Here is a 20,180-nt window from a genome sequence, read left to right as displayed (position 1 = left end):
TTGAAACGATTTTTAGTGCTTGAAGACGGACATGTTTTTGAAGGTGAAGCCTTTGGAGCAAATCAAATTGCTACTGGAGAAGTTGTTTTTTCTACTGGAATGACAGGCTACCAAGAAGCAATTACTGATCAATCTTATGCGAATCAAATTTTAGTATTTACAAATCCATTAATTGGAAATTATGGAGTTAATTTAGATGACTATGAATCTTTACAACCGAAGTGTCGTGGTGTAGTATGCCGTGAATTGGCACGCTACTCTAGTAGTTGGCGGAAACAAGATTCTTTGGATTATTTTTTAAAACAAAATAATATTCCCGGAATAAGTGGAATTGATACCCGTAAACTAACAAAAATTATTCGGAAACATGGTACAATGAAAGGCTGTCTCGTAAACTCGATTGAAGATAAAAATCATACAATTGAACAGCTTAAAGCAACTGTTTTAACTGATCAGTTAGTTGCTCAGGTTTCAACTAAGCAGCCTTATCCTAATCCAGGCACTGAAAAAAAATATTGTTGTAATTGATTTTGGTGCAAAGCATAGTATTTTAAGAGAACTAAGTAAGCGTAATTGTAATGTGATTGTTATTCCTTACACTGTCAGTGCCAAAAAAATATTTGAACTTCATCCAGATGGCGTTTTATTATCAAATGGCCCAGGAGATCCTAAAAGTTTACCTAACGTAATTTCAATGATTAAAGAAATCATGGGAAAGTTTCCAATTATGGGAATTTGTTTAGGACACCAATTAATGTGTTTAGCAAATGGTGCAGATACTTTTAAAATGAAATTTGGACATCGTGGATTTAATCATCCGGTTAAAGAAATTGCAACTGGAGAAATTATGTTTACATCACAAAATCATGGATATGCGGTAAAAGCAGAGTCTTTAGAAAAAACTGATTTAATGATTACACATGTAGAAATCAATGATGGCACAATCGAAGGAGTCCGTCATCGTGAATATCCTGCTTTTTCAGTTCAATTTCATCCAGATGCTGCTCCTGGTCCCCATGATGCAGAAAGTTTATATGATGATTTCTTGCAAATGATTGATTCAAGAAAGGAAGAATTAAATGGCTAAAAGAACAGATATTCACAAAATTATGGTATTAGGATCAGGGCCAATTATTATTGGTCAAGCTGCTGAATTTGATTATTCAGGAACACAAGCATGTTTAGCTTTAAAAGAAGAAGGATTTGAAGTTGTTTTAGTAAATTCAAATCCTGCTACTATTATGACTGATCATGAAATTGCAGACAAAGTCTATTTAGAGCCGCTTACTGCTAAATCAGTTGAACGAATTATTCGCAAAGAACATCCAGATGCAATTTTGCCAACATTAGGAGGGCAAATTGGATTAAACTTAGCCATTGAATTAAATGATGAAGGAATTTTAGATGAGTTTAACATTCAGTTAATTGGAACAAATTTAAAAGCAATTGATCAAGCAGAAGATCGCGAAAAATTTAAAGAACTAATGCAACAACTTCACGAACCAGTTCTACCTTCAAAAACGGTTAATACTGTTACTGATGCACTTGCATTTGCAAATGAGATTGGTTATCCCGTAATTGTGCGACCAGCCTTCACGATGGGAGGAACTGGTGGCGGAATGTGTAAAAATGAAACTGAATTAAGAAAAGTTGCAATGAATGGGTTAGACTTATCTCCAGTCGATCAATGTTTGATTGAAAAATCGATTGCCGGTTATAAAGAAATTGAGTTTGAAGTAATGCGTGATCAAAGTGATAATGCAATGGTAGTTTGCTCAATGGAAAATGTTGACCCAGTTGGAATTCATACAGGAGATTCAATTGTTGTAGCACCTACTCAAACTTTATCTGATCGTGAATATCAAATGTTACGTGACTGCGCACTTAAATTAATTCGTGCTTTGAAAATTGAAGGAGGATGCAATGTTCAACTTGCATTAGATCCGCAAAGTTATCAATATTATATAATTGAAGTTAATCCGCGGGTATCCCGGTCATCAGCACTTGCTTCTAAGGCAACGGGTTATCCGATTGCCAAGTTAGCAGCTAAAATTGCAGTTGGATTTAACTTGGATGAAGTAAAAAATCCAGTAACAAAGACGACTTTTGCAGAATTTGAGCCGGCACTAGATTATGTTGTAGTAAAAGTTCCTCGTTGGCCATTTGATAAATTTTATGATGCTAATCGTAAAATTGGTAGTCAAATGAAAGCGACTGGTGAAGTAATGGCATTAGGAAGAAATTTAGAAGAAGCTTTCCAAAAAGCGATTCGTTCGCTTGAAATTGATGAAAGTAGTTTAACTACTACTAGTTATCAAAATATAAGCGACTTAGAAATCGAAAATCAACTTGTTAATGTTCAAGATGACCGAATTTTTTACTTAGCAGAAGCATTCAGACGTGAGTATACATTGGATGAAGTTCATAAATTAACTAAGATTGATAAGTACTTTCTTGATATTATTAAACACATTATTGAAATTGAAGAAAAATTAAAAGCTAATCCGATGAATTTTGTCGAGTTGAAAATTGCTAAAAGATATGGATTCAGTGATGATACCATTGCAAGTGTATGGAATGTGACTGAAGATGAGGTTCGGCAATTTAGAAAAGAAAATCATTTAACTCCAGTATTTAAAATGGTAGATACTTGTGCTGCAGAATTTGAATCGAAGACACCATACTTTTATAGCACATATGATGAAGAAAATGAAAGTATGCGTTCTAAACGAAAATCAGTTTTAGTAATTGGTTCTGGTCCCATTAGAATTGGTCAAGGTGTTGAGTTTGATTATGCTACCGTACACTGTGTTAAAGCTTTACAAAAATTAGGTTATGAAGCAATTGTGATGAATTCTAATCCAGAAACTGTTTCAACTGATTTTTCAATTTCTGACAAACTTTACTTTGAACCACTAACATTAGAAGATGTCTTAAATGTAATTGATTTAGAAAAACCTGAAGGTGTAATTTTACAATTTGGCGGTCAAACCGCAATTAATTTAGCTGAGAAACTAGATGCACATAATATCAAAGTGTTAGGTACCTCGGTTAAAAACTTAAACGCAGCAGAAGATCGTGATGTATTTGATAAAGTAATTAAAAAATTAGGATTAAAGCAACCTCAAGGGGATACAGCTCGTACTACGCAAGAAGTAAAAGACATTGCTCAAAAAATTGGTTTTCCAGTATTAATCCGTCCAAGTTATGTTTTGGGTGGAAAAGCAATGGATATTATCTATGATAATGCACAATTAGAACAATATTTACAAGTACATGAACCAGCTAATCAAAAACATCCAATTTTAATTGATGAATATTTAGTAGGACAAGAATGCGAAGTTGATGCTATTTGTGATGGGAAAAATGTATTAATTCCAGGAATAATGGAACATATTGAACAAGCTGGAATTCATTCAGGAGACTCAATGGCGGTTTATCCACCACAATCATTTAGTTTAAAGGTTAAAGAGCAAATTGAAAAAGCTACTATTAAACTAGCAGTTGAACTTGGCTGTGTTGGAATTATGAATATTCAATTTATTGTTCATAATGATGAAGTTTACGTCTTAGAAGTTAATCCCCGAGCAAGTCGAACAGTTCCATTTTTAAGCAAAATCACTGGCATTCCAATGGCGCGAGTAGCAACTTATGCAATTATGGGTAAAAGTTTAACTGAGCAAGGACTAAAAAATGGCCTTCTTTCTGAAAAAGACAGTGTTTATGTTAAAGCACCAGTGTTTTCATTTAATAAGTTAACCGATGTTGATAGTTTACTTGGACCAGAAATGAAATCAACAGGTGAAGTTATGGGAATGGATCAAAGTTTTGAAAAAGCACTATACAAAGCTTTTGAAGGAGCAGGTGTAGTACTTTGTAAAAATGGAAAAGTATTACTAACAATTGATGATCAAGACAAAATTGAAGCACTAAAAATTGCAAAGCGGTTTGAACAAATTGGATATCAAATTTTAGCAACGCAGGGAACTGCTCAATTTTTGCAAGAAAATGGTGTTCATGCAATTTCAGTCTCCAAAATTGAAGAAACTACACCTAATTTACTAGATAAAATCAAAGATCATGAAGTTAATCTTGTAATCAATACAATGGGAACTGACCAATCACATAATTCAGATGGATTTATTATTCGTCAAAATGCAATTCGCTATAATGTTCCCTTATTAACGTCTTTAAAGACTGCGGATGCATTATTAAAATCACTTGAAAATGAATCGTTTGTTGCAACTGCACTTTAACAGGAGGAAATCAAAATGAATAAGAGAATTGAAGTAAATTTGCCCGGATTAAAGATGAAAAACCCTTTAATGCCAGGAAGTGGAACTTTTGGATTTGGTGATACTCCACAAGCAGAAAATATGGATTTAAATCAATTGGGTGCACTGGTGATCAAAACTACTACTCCAAGTGAAAGAAATGGTAATTTAGATCCTAAGATTGCAGTATTACCTAATGGCATATTAAATTCAGTAGGATTAAAAAATCCCGGAGTAGATGTAGTTGTTAATGAAAAATTACCACGATTACGTGAAAAATATCCTGATTTACCAATAATTGGAAGTGTAGGAGGGGCAAGCGAAAACGACTATATTGAGGTAGCTGCTAAACTAGCTAATAGTCATATGTTAAACGCATTAGAGTTGAATATTTCTTGTCCTAATGTTAGTCAAGGTGGAATGAGTTTTGGAACCGACCCTCAAATTGCGCAAAGATTAACTAGTGAAGTTAAGAAAGTAAGTGACAATCTTCCAGTTTATGTAAAACTTTCGCCTAATGTAACTGATATTGTAAAAATTGCTCAAGTAGTAGAAAAAGGTGGAGCAGATGGACTTTCAATGATTAATACTGTTTTAGGAATGCATATTGATGTAAAAACGCGTAAACCAGTTATTGGAAATAAAATTGGTGGTTTTTCAGGTGAAGCAATTAAGCCAATTGCAATTCGAATGATCTATCAAGTTGCTCATAATGTTGACCTTCCAATTATTGGAATGGGTGGAGTTGAAAATGTTGATGATGTGATCGAAATGTTTTTAGCAGGTGCTAGTGCTGTTGGAGTTGGTTCGGCTCATTTTAAAGACGAAAAGATTATTCCCCATTTAGCAACTGCACTTGAAGAACGATTAAATGAGCTAGAAATTTCAAGTATTGAAAGTTTAAAACAACAAGTGAAAGAAGAGTTTAATAATGAAAATTAATGAGCCAATCATTGCATTAGATTTTCCCAATAAAGAAATTACTTTTGATTTTTTAAATCAATTCCCAAAAGAGCAAAAGTTATTTGTTAAGGTTGGAATGGAATTATTTTATAGTGAGGGACAAGATCTGATTAAGGCATTAAAAGAACGGGGATACTCAATTTTTCTGGATCTAAAATGTCATGATATTCCTCATACTGTAGAACAAGCAATGAAAGTAATTAGTAAATTAGGTGTAGATTTAACAACAATTCATGCAGCTGGTGGTTCGGAAATGATGCAAGCAGCAGTATTAGGTACAAAGGAAGGCAATCCAAATCATATTCCTAAAATTTTAGCAATTACTCAATTAACTTCAATTACTCCTCAGATGTTAAAAAAAGAACAATTAGTCGATGCTTCACTTGAAAACAGTGTTGTAAATTATGCCAAACTTGCTCAAAAATGTGGGGTGAGTGGGGTGGTTTGCTCAGCCAATGAATCACAATTGATTTATGACGCATGTGGAGCGGACTTTTTAAAGATTACACCAGGAATTCGTTTATTAGGTGATAATGTTAATGATCAAAAACGTGTAGTAACTCCGCAAAAGGCTGCACAAAATCATTCTAACGGACTGGTTGTTGGCAGATCAATTACACAAAGTAATGATCCAATTAAAGCATATCAAAGAATTAAAACTGAATGGATGGAGGAATCATAATGAAATCGGTTGCTAAAAATTTACTTAAAATTGACGCAGTGAAACTTTCACCAGAAGAACCTTTTACATGGGCAAGTGGAATTAAGAGTCCAATTTATTGTGATAATAGATTGACAATTAGTTATCCAGAAATTCGAAAAGAAATTGCACAAGGAATTGCTAATCAAATTAAAACTAATTTTCCAAATGTAGAAGTGATTGGTGGAGTAGCAACTGCAGGAATTCCCCATGCAGCATGGGTTGCAGAGATTTTAAATTTACCTTTAATTTATGTGCGTTCAAAACCGAAAGATCACGGAAGAGGTAAACAAATTGAAGGAATTATAAAGAAAAATGCCAAAACGGTATTAATTGATGATTTACTATCGACTGGCGGAAGTGTCTTAAAGGCAGTCGAAGCAGCTAAAAAGGATGGCGCAAATGTAATTGGGGTAAGTGCTATTTTTAGTTATCAATTGCCAGTAGTTGAACGAAATTTCATTGATGCTAAATTAAGTTTTACGACTTTAACGAACTATTCAGAACTACTCGAAGTTGCTAAAGAAGAAAAATATATTACTGAAAAACAACTTGAAATATTAAAGAAATGGCGTAAATCACCAGAAAAATGGAACGTTCAGCAATAAATAGACTTTACCTTAATCTCACATATTGCTATAATTATCGTGTTTGAGACTATATTATGGAGGAATGAATATGGCTGATCATGATGATTTACATCAACATCGGCATCACCATCGACATCATCATTCACATGGTAAGCGAAAGAAGATGGGGTGGGGTAAGAAATTGGGGATTATATTAGGCATTTTTTTGCTTGTTGATGTGTTGGCAATTGCGAAAATGTATTATGATGCCAATAGCGCATTAAAAAATACATATAAAAAGGTGAAACAAGAACAAACTATCAAATTGGATGGTAGGCATCCATTTTCTGTTTTGATTTTAGGTGCAGATACAGGAGAATATGGAAGATCCTATCAAGGTAGATCTGATACTATCATGGTTGCTGCCGTTAACAATCATAAGACAACATTAGTAAGTATTCCGCGTGATACAAAGGTTTCAATTGCAGGTCATGGAACTGATAACAAAATTAATGCGGCATATTCTTATGATGGAATTAGCGGAGCGATGAATACAGTTGAAAGTTATTTAGGAGTTCCAATTAACTACTATATTGAGCTTAATATGAAGGGGCTAAAAGAGTTATCAGCAGCAATTGGTCCTGTTAAAATTAATAATAATTTGGATTTTACAAGCGATGGTATTCATTTTGAAAAAGGTGAAATTACAATTGACAGTAGTAATATTCTTGCGTATATCCGAATGCGTCATGAAGACCCGAATGGCGATTATGGAAGACAAATGCGACAACGACAAGTAGTTACTGCAATGATTGAAAAACTTGCAAGTGTAAAAAGCATTGTAAAGTATAAGAGTATTTTAAATGTATTATCTGCCAATATGAAGACAAATCTTACATTCAGTGATATGCAAAAGATTTTCATACATTACCGTGGTGGTAAAAACATTAATCAATTACAATTGCAAGGACAAACTGAGATGATTAATGGAGTTTCATATGAAGTTGTTCCACAAAGCAACTTACAAAAAATTCAAAATGAACTTAAAAAAACGCTTAAGGCAAAATAGAGAATTTGAAGCAATTAAATTCCAAATTGCTTTAATTCTTTTTTTATTAAAAAGAATTACATTCATATCACTAGCGCTATGATATAAATGAATTATGTATAAAATATGTATAAAAATTATACGTCCGGTACGAAATATTAAGCTTATTGAAAGGAATTCAAATAATGAAAAATACAAAAGGTAGTTTTTTACCTTCTAAAGCCCTCGATTATTTTTTACAATTAACAGAAACAATGAATTATACGCAGGCTGCACAGATATTGGGTATTTCTCAACCTGCGTTAACGCAACAAATTAAGAAATTAGAGCATAGTTTGGGTGCACCACTTTTTTACAATGTAGGTAAAAAGTTGCACTTATCTGATGCAGGATATACTTTACTAGATGCAACTCATCAAATATATGAAATGGTTAGTGATGCAACTGATCAAATTCAACGTTCAACAGAAGTTAACCAAGGAAAAATAGATGTAGGTTTACTTTCATCAATTGAAAACGCTGTATTTACAGATTTTGCAGTAAAGTACTATAAAGCTCACCCTGAAGTTAATATTTCTTTCCATGTTTTATCGCGAAAAGAACTTTGGGAACATTTAGAAGATAATCAAATTGATATTGGAATTATGTATTTGCCAGATTCAAGTATTAAAAATTGGAAGCCATATGATAGCCAAACAATTATTAATGATGAGTTAGTTTTTCTTCATAAAAATGAACAACTCAAAAAACGTTCACGAGTGAAGTTAAAGGAAACTTTAGGTAAGGCTTGGGTAACATATCCAGGAGATTACTATTTAAGTGATATAATTAACGACTTTTTTAGAAAAGAAATGTTGGATTCTCCTAAAGGAGTAGCACATTTTACAAAATCTGCTGCAATTTATAGGTTTGCACGTGAAGTGGGGATTAATACCGCTTTACCAGCATCTTATGTAAATGCTAATAATGTTGGTTTAGACAAAATGTACACTGCTTTTTTTGAACCTGAAATTGATTTTAAGTTGTCATTTGTTTATCGTAAAGGAAAAGAAAAAATTCCAAGAATTGAAAAAATGTTAAGTGAATTTAATGAATATCTTGCACAAAAAGATTATGTTTCGCGCTTGACAGAACTAAATGAAAAGGAATAACCTTTTACTAGAAGATTGATTTAAAGGAGAGTTTTTCCGATGAAAGAATTAATTTTTGGACATAAAAATCCAGACACAGATGCCATTGTAGCTGCAAAGGCATACTCATACTTACAAAATAAATTAGGAGCAGACACTGAGGCAGTTGCTTTAGGCGAACCAAATGAAGAAACTAAATTTGTTTTAGATTACTTTAATGAACCTGCTCCACGTGTAGTTGAAACAGTTTCAAATGAAGTTGAAGCCGTAATGTTGGTTGATCACAATGAAGCACAACAAAGTGCAGATGATATTAAAAAGGTTCAAGTAACTCATGTAGTTGATCATCACAGAATTGCTAATTTTGAAACTTCAGCTCCTCTTTACTATCATGCAGAACCACTTGGATGCAGTAGTACAATTATTCTTAAGGAATTTAAGCAACATGAAATTGAAGTGCCTGCTAATATTGCAGGAATGATGATGTCAGCAATTATTTCTGATACTTTATTATTAAAATCACCAACAACTACAGCTGAAGATGTTGCTGCAGTGAAAGAATTAGCTCAAATTGCTGGTGTTGATTATGAAAAATATGGCTTAGATATGCTTAAAGCAGGAACAAATCTTTCAAGTAAGTCAGATGAATTTTTAATTTCTCAAGATGCCAAATCATTTGATATGAATGGCACAACTGTCCGTGTTGACCAAGTGAATACAGTTGATTTAAGTGAAGTTTTTGATCGTGAAGAAGGATTACGTGCTGCAATTGAAAAGCAAAACGAAGAAAATGGTTATGATTTATTCTTACTAATGGTTACAAATATTTTGGATTCAAATACACGTTTATTAGTAGTAGGTGAACCACAAAGTGTTGTTGAAACAGCTTTTGGGAAAGAATTAGTTGATAATAAAATGGATCTTCCAGGAGTAGTTTCACGAAAGAAACAAATCGTCCCTCAACTAGAAGCAGCATTTAATGCATAATCAAAATATTGATAGTAAAAGAAGCTATGACCTTTGTCATGGCTTTTTTTATTTGCATAAATTAAGTAGGATATAATTTTAATCTTTTAACTTGGCAGTTATTTTTGCTATTTATCGTCAACGATTGTATGCTGTTATATAATATAAAATTTATATAACTAAGGATGATTTGAGATGCTACTTGCTTTTTTAACGATTTGTTTGATCACAATGTATTGTTTTAATACTGCGTTTTATTCTAATCCACATCGGAAGGAAGATTTTCATGATTTCCCTAATACAAAGCAATACATGCCTTACTATAATGAAATGAGCGAACTAGTTGATCATTTGGTTAATGAGCCTTATGAACAGGTTACAACTAAATCTTTTGATGGATTAACATTACGGGGAAGATTATATATGTACGATGAAAATGCACCGATTGATATTACCTTTAATGGATATCGAACAAGTGGAGTACATGATTCAGGTGGAATTTTTAAATTAGTACGTAATATCGGACACAATGTTTTAGTAGTTGATCAACGAGCTACTGGTAAAAGTGATGGTAAAGTAATCTCATTTGGAATTAATGAACGCTATGATGTTTTGTCATGGGTAACATATCTCAATAAGCGGTTTAACAAAAAAATGAAAATTGTTTTGATTGGTGGTTCTCTTGGTGGTGCAACCGTTCTAATGGCTTCAGAATTAAAATTACCAGAAAATGTTGTGGGAATCATTGCTGATAGTGCATATACATCTCCGAAAGCAATTATTAAAAAAGAAATTAGTGAAATGTATTTGCCCGTAAATATTACGTATACATTCGTTAAGTTTGCAGCTAAAGTAATGGGGCATTTTGAAATTGAAAGTTCTTCTCCACTAAAAGCAGTCCAGCATGCTAAAATTCCAATTTTAATGATTCATGGAGAAGCTGATCACTATGTTCCGTGTAATATGGCACGAAAAAATTATGCTGCTTGTCAAGCTCCTTATAAAGAATTATTAACTATTCCAAATGGGCCACATGATATTAGTTTATTAACTGATTGGGATACTTATGAGAAGACAGTGTATGATTTCTTTAAAATGATTGGAGTAAAAAATTAAATTTTTAGGGATGAATTTTTGTAATTTAATATGTATAATAGGAAACGGAAATTATAATTTGAGGGGATTTTAATAATTGAAAGTAATTACATCTGTCAATAATTCTCAAGTAAAAGCATGGTCAAAATTGAATACTAAAAAAGGACGCTTAAATCAGCAAAAATACTTACTTGATGGTTGGCATCTTGTTAAGGAAGCTATTCGGACTAATGAACCAATTGAAACAATCATGGTTTCGCCAGATTTTAAGTATTTGCAAGAAATTTTTGTTCCAGAAGGCGCAGATATGATTCAAATCACAGATAATGTAGTTAAGCACTTAAGCGATACAAAGCATCCGCAAGGAGTTTTTGCAGTTGTTAAAATTAAACAACAAAATGAAATTAATCCAGAAAATGTAAGCGGAGCTTGGCTATTTATGGATAACGTTCAAGATCCAGGAAATATTGGAACAATGGTAAGAACTGCTGATGCTGCTGGATTTACAGGGATTGTATTTGGAAATGGCACGGCTGATGTGTATAACCCAAAAATTGTCCGTTCAATGCAAGGCAGTCAGTTCCATTTGAAAATGGTTTCTGCATCATTAGAGCCTTGGATTAAGGCTTTTAAAAAAGCTAAAAAGCCAGTTTTTGGAACAGAATTAAATCCACAAGCACGTCCATATAATCAAGTTGGTAAGCATTCAGATTTTGCATTAATTATGGGAAATGAAGGCAATGGGATGCAGTCTGATTTATTAAAACAAACATCACTAAATTTGTATATTCCAATTGTCGGTAAAGCAGAATCTTTGAATGTTGCGGTTGCTGCAGGAATACTAATGTTTCAATTAAAAAATAACTAAAAGTTTCATGATAATTGATCGTTGAGCTTGATTTTTAAAGTAAATCCCACTATTATGGACGATGAAATATTAATTTAAAGAAATAGTGAGGCTTATATGAAAAACAGTGATTGGCGTAATGATCGCGAATATATGAGTTATGTTGAAAATTTATTAGCAAAGCCAGAAGTTCAAAAATTATCACAGTATCAACAACATCATTTTGGAACTCGATTAGATCACGTAATTACAGTATCTTATGAGTCATATAAAATTGCTAAGAAAATGGATTTGGATGCAAAAGCCACAGCAAGAGCGGGTTTGTTGCATGATTTATTCTATTATGATTGGCGTGATACTAAATTTAATTTAGGAACACATGCGTGGATTCATCCGCGTGTAGCAGTTCGAAATGCTGAAAAAATAACTAAGTTATCAGATAAGGAAAAGGATATTATTATTAAACATATGTGGGGAGCAACGCTTTTGCCTCCTAAGTATTCTGAAGGTTATATTGTAACAATTGTTGATAAATTATCAGCTGTAGAAGAATATAGTCATCATTTGCTTAATAAAGCAGAAAAATTAGTGCATACGTTTGCAAATTAACTTTTAAAAAGTAAGTTTTTGTTGTAAAATAATGGTGCAACATTATTTTAGTAATTAATGAAAAATATTTTAGAAAGGTTGCGACTAAAAGTCCCAGCCTTTTTTTAGAAGAATAGAAAGGAGATTGGAATGGCAAAGTCAGATTATGAAAGTCAATTTAATTTGTGTCCAAAATTTCAAAAAACATTCAGTATTTTAGGACGCAAATGGAATGGACTAATTTTAGAAGTTTTAATATCAGAAGGACCTCAAAGATTTAAAGAAATCTCTGAAAAAGTAAGTAAGTGCAGTGATCGTGTCTTAGTTGAACGTTTAAAAGAATTAGAAGAAGAAAAATTAGTTGAAAAAGTTCCTTCAAATACATGCCGTAATATGTATCAACTAACTCCACGTGGTGAAGATTTAAAGGCAGTCATGGATTCAATTCATGATTGGGCAGATAAATGGTACTCTTTAGAAGATTGTAAATAAAGAATAACTTGACGGAATTTAAAATTCACGATAAACTTAGTTATTAGAAGATTAAAGCGTAGACGGAAAATAGTAGGTTAAAGTTTAAGTTCAGTGAGAGTTTGATAGTGGGAAAAACTTACTTAACTTTAATTGAATTCACTTCCCGAGTGATTGTTGGAAATTTATCGAAGACAATCCGGTTTTTAAGCCGTTATTTAAATGAAGTGTTGTTTTAAACAAAACAAGGGTGGTACCGCGAAAACCTCGTCCCTTTTTTAGGGATGAGGTTTTTGTTTGCGTTTTATGAATGAAAGGAATGAAAAAAATGGACTTGCAAGAGCGTCTTGAAGAACTTCGCAATAAAGGACTTGAGGTCATTAAATCTGCAGATGCCAAAGCAGTTGATGATATTCGAGTAAAACTTTTAGGGAAAAAAGGGTCAATTACAGAAGTTTTACGTGGAATGCGTGATTTAAGTAAAGAAGAGCGTCCTAAAGTAGGAGCACTTGCTAATAAAGTACGTGATGAGTTAACAGAAGCAATTGCCAATCGTCAAAATGAATTGGAAATTGAAAAAATTGCTAAGAAATTAGAAAAAGAAAAAATTGATGTAACTTTACCAGGTGAACCTGTTAAAGCAGGCCAAGCACATGTATTGACTCAAGTCATTGATGAAATTGAAAAATTGTTCTTAGGGTTAGGTTTTCAAATTATTGAAGGACCTGAAGTTGAAGAAGATCACTATAATTTTGAAATGTTAAACTTACCTCCTGATCACCCAGCACGAGATATGCAAGATACATTTTATATTACTGATAAAACATTAATGAGAACTCAAACATCTCCAGTGCAAGCAAGAACTCTAGAAAAGCATGATTTTTCTAAGGGACCATTAAAAATGATTTCACCAGGAAAAGTGTATCGGCGTGATACTGATGATGCTACTCATTCTCACCAATTCCATCAGGTTGAAGGGTTAGTAGTAGACAAAAATATTACTATGGCAGATTTAAAAGGAACATTGGAATTAGTTGCTAAGACTATTTTTGGTGAAGATCGTCAAATTCGCTTACGGCCAAGTTATTTTCCATTTACAGAACCTTCTGCTGAAGTAGATGTGTCATGCTTTAAATGTGAAGGAAAAGGTTGTGCGGTATGTAAATATAGCGGTTGGATTGAAGTATTAGGTGCTGGAATGGTACATCCAAATGTTTTGAAAATGGCAGGTGTTGATCCAGAAGTTTATGGCGGATTTGCATTTGGATTAGGTCCAGATCGGTTTGCAATGTTGAAATATGGTGTTGATGATATTCGTGAATTTTACTTAAATGATTTACGTTTCTTAAATCAATTTTCACAAAAAGGCTAGGAAGGAGTCATTTCAATGAAGGTTTCAACAAAATGGTTAAATGAATATGTAAAAGTTGATGATATTGATCCTGTTGAATTGGGTGAAAAAATTGAAAGAACTGCGGTTGAAGTTGACAGTGTTTCTAAACGTGAAGAAGGTCAAAAGAAAATTGTAGTGGGATATGTACTAGAATGCGTTCCTCATCCAAACTCTGATCATTTGCACATTTGTCAAGTAGATGTTGGTGATAATGAACCTTATCAAATTGTTTGTGGCGCTCCTAATATTGCTGCTGGACAAAAAGTAATTGTGGCATTACCTAATTCATGGATCGCTGGTCATGTTAAGATTAAAAAAAGTAAGATGCGTGGCGAAATTTCAATGGGAATGATCTGTGGCTTACAAGAAATTGGATTTGAAGACAAAGTTGTTCCTGAAAAGTACAAAGATGGAATCTATGTTTTACCAGCAGATGCAATTCCTGGTGAACCAGTATTTAAATACTTAGGAATGGATGAAAGTATTATTGATCTTGATATTACTCCTAATCGGGGTGACTTATTGAGTATGCGAGGCGTTGCTCACGAAATTGCAGCTATTTATGATCGCAATGTTAATTTTGAACATCCTGAGGTAAAAGAAAATTCAGATTATAAAATTGATGATTTCATTTCGCTTCAAGAAAGTGATTCAAATTTGGTTGCACCTTATAAGTTACGAATGATCAAAAATGTTAATGTACAACCTAGTCCTCTATGGTTACAAAAACGCCTTTGGAACGCAGGAATTCGTCCTGTTAATAATGTAGTTGATGCTACAAACTACATTTTAATGGATTATGGACAACCTCTTCATGCTTTTGATTTTGATCAGTTTGATGGTGGTAAATTTGCAGTTAAATTAGCCCAAAATGGTGAAAAATTAACTACATTAAACGGTGATGAGCAAGAATTAAGGAATTCAGACATTATAATTGCAAATGGTGATAAGCCAGTTGCAATTGCAGGGATTATGGGTGGTTTAGATACTGAAGTAACAACTGAATCACAAAATATAGTTTTAGAGGCAGCCGTATTTAATGGTTCTATGATTCGAAAGACTGCACGGCGATTAAATTTACATTCAGATGCTTCTCAACGATTTGAACGTGGAATTAACTATGCAACTGTTCAAGAAGCTTTAGATAATGCAGCTGCATTAATTGCAAAATTAGGTGATGGTGATATTGTTAGTGGAACTTTAGAAATTAATCCATATAGTAAGAAAAATACTGAAATAACAATTACAAGTGCTTATATTAATAAAGTACTAGGAACTAGTTTAACAGATGAAGATGTGACAAGTATTTTTGAACGTTTAGGTTTTGAGGTAGATAAAGACTCTACCGGTACCTTAATTATTAGTGTGCCACCACGTCGTTGGGACATTGAAATTCAAGCAGATTTAATTGAAGAAATTGCTCGAATTTATGGATATGATAATATTCCAACGACTTTACCAACAATGCCTTTGACAGAAGGACATTATACAAAAGCGCAATCTATGATTCGAACTGCACGTCAATTACTAGAAGGTGCGGGATTAAGTCAAGCAATTTCATATGGTCTTACAACTGAAACTAAAGCAACTCGTTTTATGTTAAATGAAGCCGAAACTACAGCACTTGATTTTCCAATGAGTTCAGATCACACTACATTAAGAATGAATTTAATTAGTGGTTTATTAGATGACATTGCATATAATCAGGCACGCAAAGTAAATGATGTTGCTTTATATGAACAAGGTAGGGTCTTCTTACGTCAAAAAGATCAAGAACGCCCTGATGATGTTGAACATATTGCAGGCGCTTTAACTGGATTATTCCATCAATCAAGTTGGCATAATGAAAAACAACCAGTTGATTTTTATTTAACAAAAGGAATTGTAGAATATTTATTGCATTCATTAGGAATTAAAGATGGGATTAACTATGTTGCTACTGCAGAATATGAAGAACTTCATCCAGGAAGAACTGCTAAAATATATGTAAATGACACATTAATTGGATTAATTGGACAAGTTCATCCTAACTTAGCAAAAGAATTAAAAATTAAACCAACCTATGTGTTTGAGCTTGACATGCAACAAATTATTGCCCTTCCAAAAGCAACTAAGGTATATACACCTGTATCTAAATATCCAGAAATTAATCGTGATATTGCTTTATTAGTGCCAAATGAAATTACAAATGCACAAATTGTTGATTCAATTAAGCGAAATGGTGGGCACTTCTTAGTGGATGTTAAATTATTCGATTTATATCAAGGAAAAAATATTGCTACTGGATTTAAGTCACTTGCATATACACTCGTTTATCGGAATAACGAAGGAACATTAAATGATGATGAAATTAATCTTGCCTTTGAAAAGGTGGTTAATAAATTACAAGAAGAATTAGAAGTCAATGTGCGTTAAAATATAACTAAGTGATTACACTAAGACTAATCTTGAGGAGGAGTAGCCTTGGACCAAGATAAAAAAAATAAACAAACATCAAATGATGATACGCATGTTGAAAGCAAAATTAATAAGCATTCACATGCAATCAAAAAAAACCCATCATTAGCTAAGCGAATTATTCATTGGACAATTGGGTTAATTATTGTACTATTTTTATTCTTCTGCTTTTTAGGTTATCGTTATGTTCAAAAATCTTTGAAGCCTTTAAATCCAAATTCTAATCAAACAATTGAGGTAAAAATTCCAATTGGAAGTACTAATAAAGAAATTGGAGATATTTTACAAAAAAAACATGTTATTAGAAGTGGACTTGTGTTTAATTATTATGTTAAATCTAAGCGTATAGGTTCTTTTAAGGCTGGATATTATGATTTTAAGCCTTCGATGTCACTTGCTCAAATCTCAGCAAAATTACAAAAAGGCGGTTCAAGCACACCAATTGGATCAGGTAAAGTTTTAGTACGTGAAGGTGTTACTGTTGATGAAATTGGCGATGTAATTCAAAAAAACACTAAGTTTAAGAAAAAAGATTTTCTTGCGTTAATGAATGATCAACAATTTTTAAATCAACTAAAAGAAAAGTATCCAGATTTATTATCATCTGCAGTTGGTGCAAAAGATGTTAAATATCAACTTGAAGGATATTTGTACCCAGCAACTTATTCAGTAGATGACAATGAAACTCTTAAACAACTAGTAGAAAAAATGGTTGCAAAAGAAAATCAAGAATTGCAACCGTACTTTAAAAAGATTAAAGAAGAAAATATGACAGTACAACAAGCATTGACTTTAGCTTCACTTGTAGAAGGTGAGGGAACAACACTAGACAGTCAATATATGATTGCTGGAGTATTTGAAAATCGGCTTGAAAAAAATATGAAACTTCAAACAGATGTTTCGGTAACGTATGCACTGGGAAAACATAAAAAAAATATTTCATATGATGATTTAAATGTTGATTCACCATATAATCTTTATAAGAATAATGGATTAGGACCTGGTCCATATAATAATCCTCCAGTGACGGCAGTTAAAGCTGTTTTATATCCAAAAGACCGTAACAAAGGTTATTTGTATTTTGTTGCAAATATGAAAACTGGGAAAATTTATTACTCTAAAGATTATGAGCAACATCAAAAAAATGTAGAAAAAGTTCAAAAAGACAATGGTTATAGTAAATAAGTAAAGGATGGAATTAATGGAAAATAATAAAACTCAGCGACCAGTAATTATTGGAGTAACAGGGGGATCAGGAAGTGGTAAAACAACCGTATCAAATGCGATTCTTGAGCAACTTCATGGTCATTCACTTGCAATGATTCAAGAAGATTCTTATTATAAAAAACAAGATGATGTTCCTTTTGATGAACGTGAAAAGGTTAATTATGATCACCCAAATGCTTTTGATACAGATTTATTAGTTGATCAATTAAATCAATTACTTCAAAGAAAATCTATTGATATTCCAGTGTATGATTATACTATTCATACAAGAAGTCAAGAAGTTATTCATCAAGAGCCTAAAGATGTAATTTTAGTTGAAGGAATTTTAGTATTAAATGATCCTCGGTTACGTGATTTAATGGATATTAAAATTTTTGTAGATACTGATGATGACATTCGCATTATTAGACGAATTCAACGTGATATTGAAGAACGTGGGCGTTCATTACAATCTGTTATTGACCAATATCTTTCAACTGTAAAACCAATGTATCATCAATTTATTGAACCTTCCAAGCGATATGCAGATATTATCGTGCCGGAAGGTGGCGAAAATCAAGTTGCAATTGATTTATTAGTTACTAAAATTCGTGATATTATTCAAAAAAATGAGTTAGATTCTTAATTTTAATAATAGGAGGATTTTTCATGGCTGAAGAAAAAACATTTCCAATGACATTGGAAGGAAAAAAGAAATTAGAAGAGGAATTAGAAGATTTAAAAACAAATAAACGTGCAGAAATTATTAAAAGAATTAAAATTGCACGGTCATTTGGTGATTTATCAGAAAACTCAGAGTATGAATCTGCGAAGGATGAACAATCTTTTGTAGAAAGTCGAATTAAAGAAATTGATAATATGTTAAATCATGCAGAAATCATTGATAATGAAAATGTTGACTCTGATGAAGTATCAGTGGGGAAGACAATTACTTTTCAAGAAGATGATGATGAACCTGAAACTTATCAAATTGTAGGTGCTGCAGAAGCAGATCCATTTAATGGGAAAATTTCAAATGAATCTCCAATTGCTCAAGGTTTGGTAGGGCATAAAAAAGGCGAAAAAGTAACAATTAATACGCCTGGTGGAGACATGGTAGTAAAAATTATTGATGTAAAATAAAGCATAATTATAAGATAAAAAATGAGACTGTAAGTTGTGTTACAGTCTCATTTTTTATATCTATTAATCCTATTCTATTTATTTTAGAAAAATAAAAAAGCGCCTCTATAAATAACTAAGGCGCTTTTGATTAAATAAAGTATTTTATTTTTAATACCAACCAAATTCTTGCCAATGTTGTTGAGCATTAGCCCATGAACCATAACGACTAGCAACATATTGATCAGCTACTTTTTCTTGATTAGCTTCAGAGTAGTCACCATTTAAATAACTAGCACTTAATTGATATTTACCAATATATTGACCATTGCGTGCAGAATAATTGCCATCAGATTCTTGTTGAGCAATCCATGCTTTAGCGGCTTCTTCAGATGAAGAAGAGTTAGTATTGTTACCACTTGTAGTTGTTGAAGTTGTAGTTTGTTGTTGAGCGGCTTGTTCAGCAGCTTGTTGTTGAGCAGCAGCTTCTTTGGCAGCTTTTTGTTGAGCGGCTTGTTGAGCAGCAGCTTCTTCGGCAGCTTTTTGTTGAGCGGCTTGTTGTTGAGCAGCAGCTTCTTCGGCAGCTTTTTGTTGAGCGGCTTGTTGAGCAGCTTGTTGTTGAGCAGCAGCTTCTTCGGCAGCTTTTTGTTGAGCGGCTTGTTGTTGAGCAGCAGCTTCTTCGGCAGCTTTTTGTTGAGCGGCTTGTTGTTGAGCAGCAGCTTCTTCGGCAGCTTTTTGTTGAGCGGCTTGTTCAGCAGCTTGTTGTTGAGCAGCTTTTTGTTGAGCAGCAGCTTCTTCGGCAGCCTTTTGTTGAGCGGCTTGTTGAGCAGCTTGTTGTTGAGCGGCTTGTTCAGCAGCTTGTTGAGCAGCTTGTTGAGCAGCTTGTTGTTGAGCATTATCAACTTGTTGAGTTGGTGTAGTAGATTGAACTGGTTGTTGTGCTTGTTGAGCATTTCCAGTACTAATAGTTAATGTTTGACCAACAGTAATAAAATTAACATCAGTTAAATTATTTTCATTTTTAATTTGTTCAACAGTCGTATTATATTTTTCAGCTAATTCTGAAACAGTATCACCAGCTTTAACAGTAACACTATCTGCATTTGCGGCTGTAGTTGCGGCTGCAATCCCTGAAAGAGCAGCTGCTGATACTAAAACTTTGTTTAACTTCATTTAAAAAGTTCACTCCTAAAATAAATAATTCAAGTATGTATATTTTCAATAAAAACCAATATAGTTCCTGATTGAACTATCACTTAAAATTATAACTAAGAAAGATAACATTTATATGCCAGTAATATTACTTTTTGATACTAATTTGTAATTATTGTAATATTTTGTAATATATCAA

Annotated in this window: 17 protein-coding genes, 1 pseudogene and 1 other annotated feature; of the genes and pseudogenes, 17 read left to right on the top strand and 1 reads right to left on the bottom strand. The window is 32.9% G+C overall.

Going from position 1 to position 20,180, the window contains the following annotated elements; translation table 11 throughout:
* From ACWCL1_RS02125 to greA, 17 genes and pseudogenes are all read left to right on the top strand, one after another.
* Positions 1–1,087, top strand: a pseudogene (locus tag ACWCL1_RS02125) (carbamoyl phosphate synthase small subunit).
* On the top strand, positions 1,080–4,256 hold the full coding sequence (gene carB / locus ACWCL1_RS02120) for a carbamoyl-phosphate synthase large subunit (RefSeq protein ID WP_454545289.1): 3,177 nt from the start codon (positions 1,080–1,082) through the stop codon (positions 4,254–4,256). The pseudogene ACWCL1_RS02125 and the gene carB overlap by 8 nt, the downstream one beginning before the upstream one ends.
* 15 nt (positions 4,257–4,271) lie before the next feature.
* Complete coding sequence (locus ACWCL1_RS02115; protein WP_454545288.1) at positions 4,272–5,216, top strand: dihydroorotate dehydrogenase; 945 nt, start codon at positions 4,272–4,274, stop codon at positions 5,214–5,216.
* Positions 5,206–5,919 carry an orotidine-5'-phosphate decarboxylase gene (pyrF, locus tag ACWCL1_RS02110; protein WP_454545287.1) on the top strand — a complete coding sequence of 238 codons (714 nt, stop codon included), beginning with the start codon at positions 5,206–5,208 and terminating at the stop codon, positions 5,917–5,919. Before ACWCL1_RS02115 ends, pyrF begins: the two co-directional genes overlap by 11 nt.
* On the top strand, positions 5,919–6,545 hold the full coding sequence (gene pyrE, locus ACWCL1_RS02105; RefSeq protein WP_454545286.1) for an orotate phosphoribosyltransferase: 627 nt from the start codon (positions 5,919–5,921) through the stop codon (positions 6,543–6,545). The genes pyrF and pyrE overlap by 1 nt, the downstream gene beginning before the upstream one ends.
* Before the next feature lie 70 nt (positions 6,546–6,615).
* Positions 6,616–7,575, top strand: coding sequence for an LCP family glycopolymer transferase (locus ACWCL1_RS02100; protein ID WP_454545285.1), 960 nt, complete (start codon positions 6,616–6,618; stop codon positions 7,573–7,575).
* Positions 7,576–7,739: 164 nt separating this feature from the next.
* A complete protein-coding gene (locus ACWCL1_RS02095) occupies positions 7,740–8,705 on the top strand; it encodes a LysR family transcriptional regulator (RefSeq protein ID WP_454545284.1) in 966 nt (321 codons plus the stop codon).
* A 39-nt stretch (positions 8,706–8,744) separates the two neighbouring features.
* On the top strand, positions 8,745–9,671 hold the full coding sequence (locus ACWCL1_RS02090) for a manganese-dependent inorganic pyrophosphatase (RefSeq protein WP_454545283.1): 927 nt from the start codon (positions 8,745–8,747) through the stop codon (positions 9,669–9,671).
* A gap of 174 nt (positions 9,672–9,845) precedes the next feature.
* Positions 9,846–10,766, top strand: a complete 921-nt coding sequence (locus ACWCL1_RS02085; protein WP_454545282.1) for an alpha/beta hydrolase — start codon at positions 9,846–9,848, stop codon at positions 10,764–10,766.
* Positions 10,767–10,842: 76 nt separating this feature from the next.
* Complete coding sequence (locus ACWCL1_RS02080) at positions 10,843–11,613, top strand: TrmH family RNA methyltransferase (RefSeq protein ID WP_454545281.1); 771 nt, start codon at positions 10,843–10,845, stop codon at positions 11,611–11,613.
* A 96-nt stretch (positions 11,614–11,709) separates the two neighbouring features.
* Positions 11,710–12,201, top strand: a complete 492-nt coding sequence (locus ACWCL1_RS02075) for an HD domain-containing protein (RefSeq protein WP_454545280.1) — start codon at positions 11,710–11,712, stop codon at positions 12,199–12,201.
* A gap of 129 nt (positions 12,202–12,330) precedes the next feature.
* On the top strand, positions 12,331–12,672 hold the full coding sequence (locus tag ACWCL1_RS02070; RefSeq protein WP_454545279.1) for a winged helix-turn-helix transcriptional regulator: 342 nt from the start codon (positions 12,331–12,333) through the stop codon (positions 12,670–12,672).
* 50 nt (positions 12,673–12,722) lie between these two features.
* Positions 12,723–12,929, top strand: a binding site (T-box leader).
* Positions 12,930–12,979: 50 nt separating this feature from the next.
* The gene (gene pheS / locus ACWCL1_RS02065) at positions 12,980–14,023 is read left to right on the top strand and encodes a phenylalanine--tRNA ligase subunit alpha (RefSeq protein WP_454545278.1); all 1,044 of its coding nucleotides are present in this window, start codon (positions 12,980–12,982) and stop codon (positions 14,021–14,023) included.
* 15 nt (positions 14,024–14,038) lie between these two features.
* Positions 14,039–16,459, top strand: coding sequence for a phenylalanine--tRNA ligase subunit beta (gene pheT, locus ACWCL1_RS02060; RefSeq protein ID WP_454545277.1), 2,421 nt, complete (start codon positions 14,039–14,041; stop codon positions 16,457–16,459).
* 48 nt (positions 16,460–16,507) lie between these two features.
* A complete protein-coding gene (mltG, locus tag ACWCL1_RS02055) occupies positions 16,508–17,686 on the top strand; it encodes an endolytic transglycosylase MltG (RefSeq protein ID WP_454545276.1) in 1,179 nt (392 codons plus the stop codon).
* 16 nt (positions 17,687–17,702) lie between these two features.
* Positions 17,703–18,353: a uridine kinase gene (gene udk / locus ACWCL1_RS02050; protein ID WP_454545275.1), complete on the top strand. Its 651-nt coding sequence runs from the start codon at positions 17,703–17,705 to the stop codon at positions 18,351–18,353.
* Between the two features lie 23 nt (positions 18,354–18,376).
* Positions 18,377–18,850 (top strand): transcription elongation factor GreA, encoded by a 474-nt coding sequence (gene greA / locus ACWCL1_RS02045; RefSeq protein WP_454545274.1) that lies wholly within the window; start codon positions 18,377–18,379, stop codon positions 18,848–18,850.
* 150 nt (positions 18,851–19,000) lie between these two features.
* Here the strand turns inward: greA and apf are convergent, their stop codons facing one another.
* Positions 19,001–20,002, bottom strand: coding sequence for an aggregation-promoting factor (apf, locus tag ACWCL1_RS02040; RefSeq protein ID WP_454545273.1), 1,002 nt, complete (start codon positions 20,000–20,002; stop codon positions 19,001–19,003).
* Positions 20,003–20,180: the final 178 nt, after the last annotated feature.

It is taken from the genome of Ligilactobacillus sp. LYQ135, from assembly GCF_053711055.1.
Note: the sequence above shows the minus strand (reverse complement) of the source record. Positions and strands in the feature narration are given on the sequence as shown.

Coding starts and splice junctions, on each gene's coding strand:
- carB (WP_454545289.1), top strand. CDS start 1,080: ATGGCTAAAAGAACAGATATTCACAAAATTATGGTATTAGGATCAGGG.
- ACWCL1_RS02115 (WP_454545288.1), top strand. CDS start 4,272: ATGAATAAGAGAATTGAAGTAAATTTGCCCGGATTAAAGATGAAAAAC.
- pyrF (WP_454545287.1), top strand. CDS start 5,206: ATGAAAATTAATGAGCCAATCATTGCATTAGATTTTCCCAATAAAGAA.
- pyrE (WP_454545286.1), top strand. CDS start 5,919: ATGAAATCGGTTGCTAAAAATTTACTTAAAATTGACGCAGTGAAACTT.
- ACWCL1_RS02100 (WP_454545285.1), top strand. CDS start 6,616: ATGGCTGATCATGATGATTTACATCAACATCGGCATCACCATCGACAT.
- ACWCL1_RS02095 (WP_454545284.1), top strand. CDS start 7,740: ATGAAAAATACAAAAGGTAGTTTTTTACCTTCTAAAGCCCTCGATTAT.
- ACWCL1_RS02090 (WP_454545283.1), top strand. CDS start 8,745: ATGAAAGAATTAATTTTTGGACATAAAAATCCAGACACAGATGCCATT.
- ACWCL1_RS02085 (WP_454545282.1), top strand. CDS start 9,846: ATGCTACTTGCTTTTTTAACGATTTGTTTGATCACAATGTATTGTTTT.
- ACWCL1_RS02075 (WP_454545280.1), top strand. CDS start 11,710: ATGAAAAACAGTGATTGGCGTAATGATCGCGAATATATGAGTTATGTT.
- ACWCL1_RS02070 (WP_454545279.1), top strand. CDS start 12,331: ATGGCAAAGTCAGATTATGAAAGTCAATTTAATTTGTGTCCAAAATTT.
- pheS (WP_454545278.1), top strand. CDS start 12,980: ATGGACTTGCAAGAGCGTCTTGAAGAACTTCGCAATAAAGGACTTGAG.
- pheT (WP_454545277.1), top strand. CDS start 14,039: ATGAAGGTTTCAACAAAATGGTTAAATGAATATGTAAAAGTTGATGAT.
- udk (WP_454545275.1), top strand. CDS start 17,703: ATGGAAAATAATAAAACTCAGCGACCAGTAATTATTGGAGTAACAGGG.
- greA (WP_454545274.1), top strand. CDS start 18,377: ATGGCTGAAGAAAAAACATTTCCAATGACATTGGAAGGAAAAAAGAAA.
- apf (WP_454545273.1), bottom strand. CDS start 20,002: ATGAAGTTAAACAAAGTTTTAGTATCAGCAGCTGCTCTTTCAGGGATT.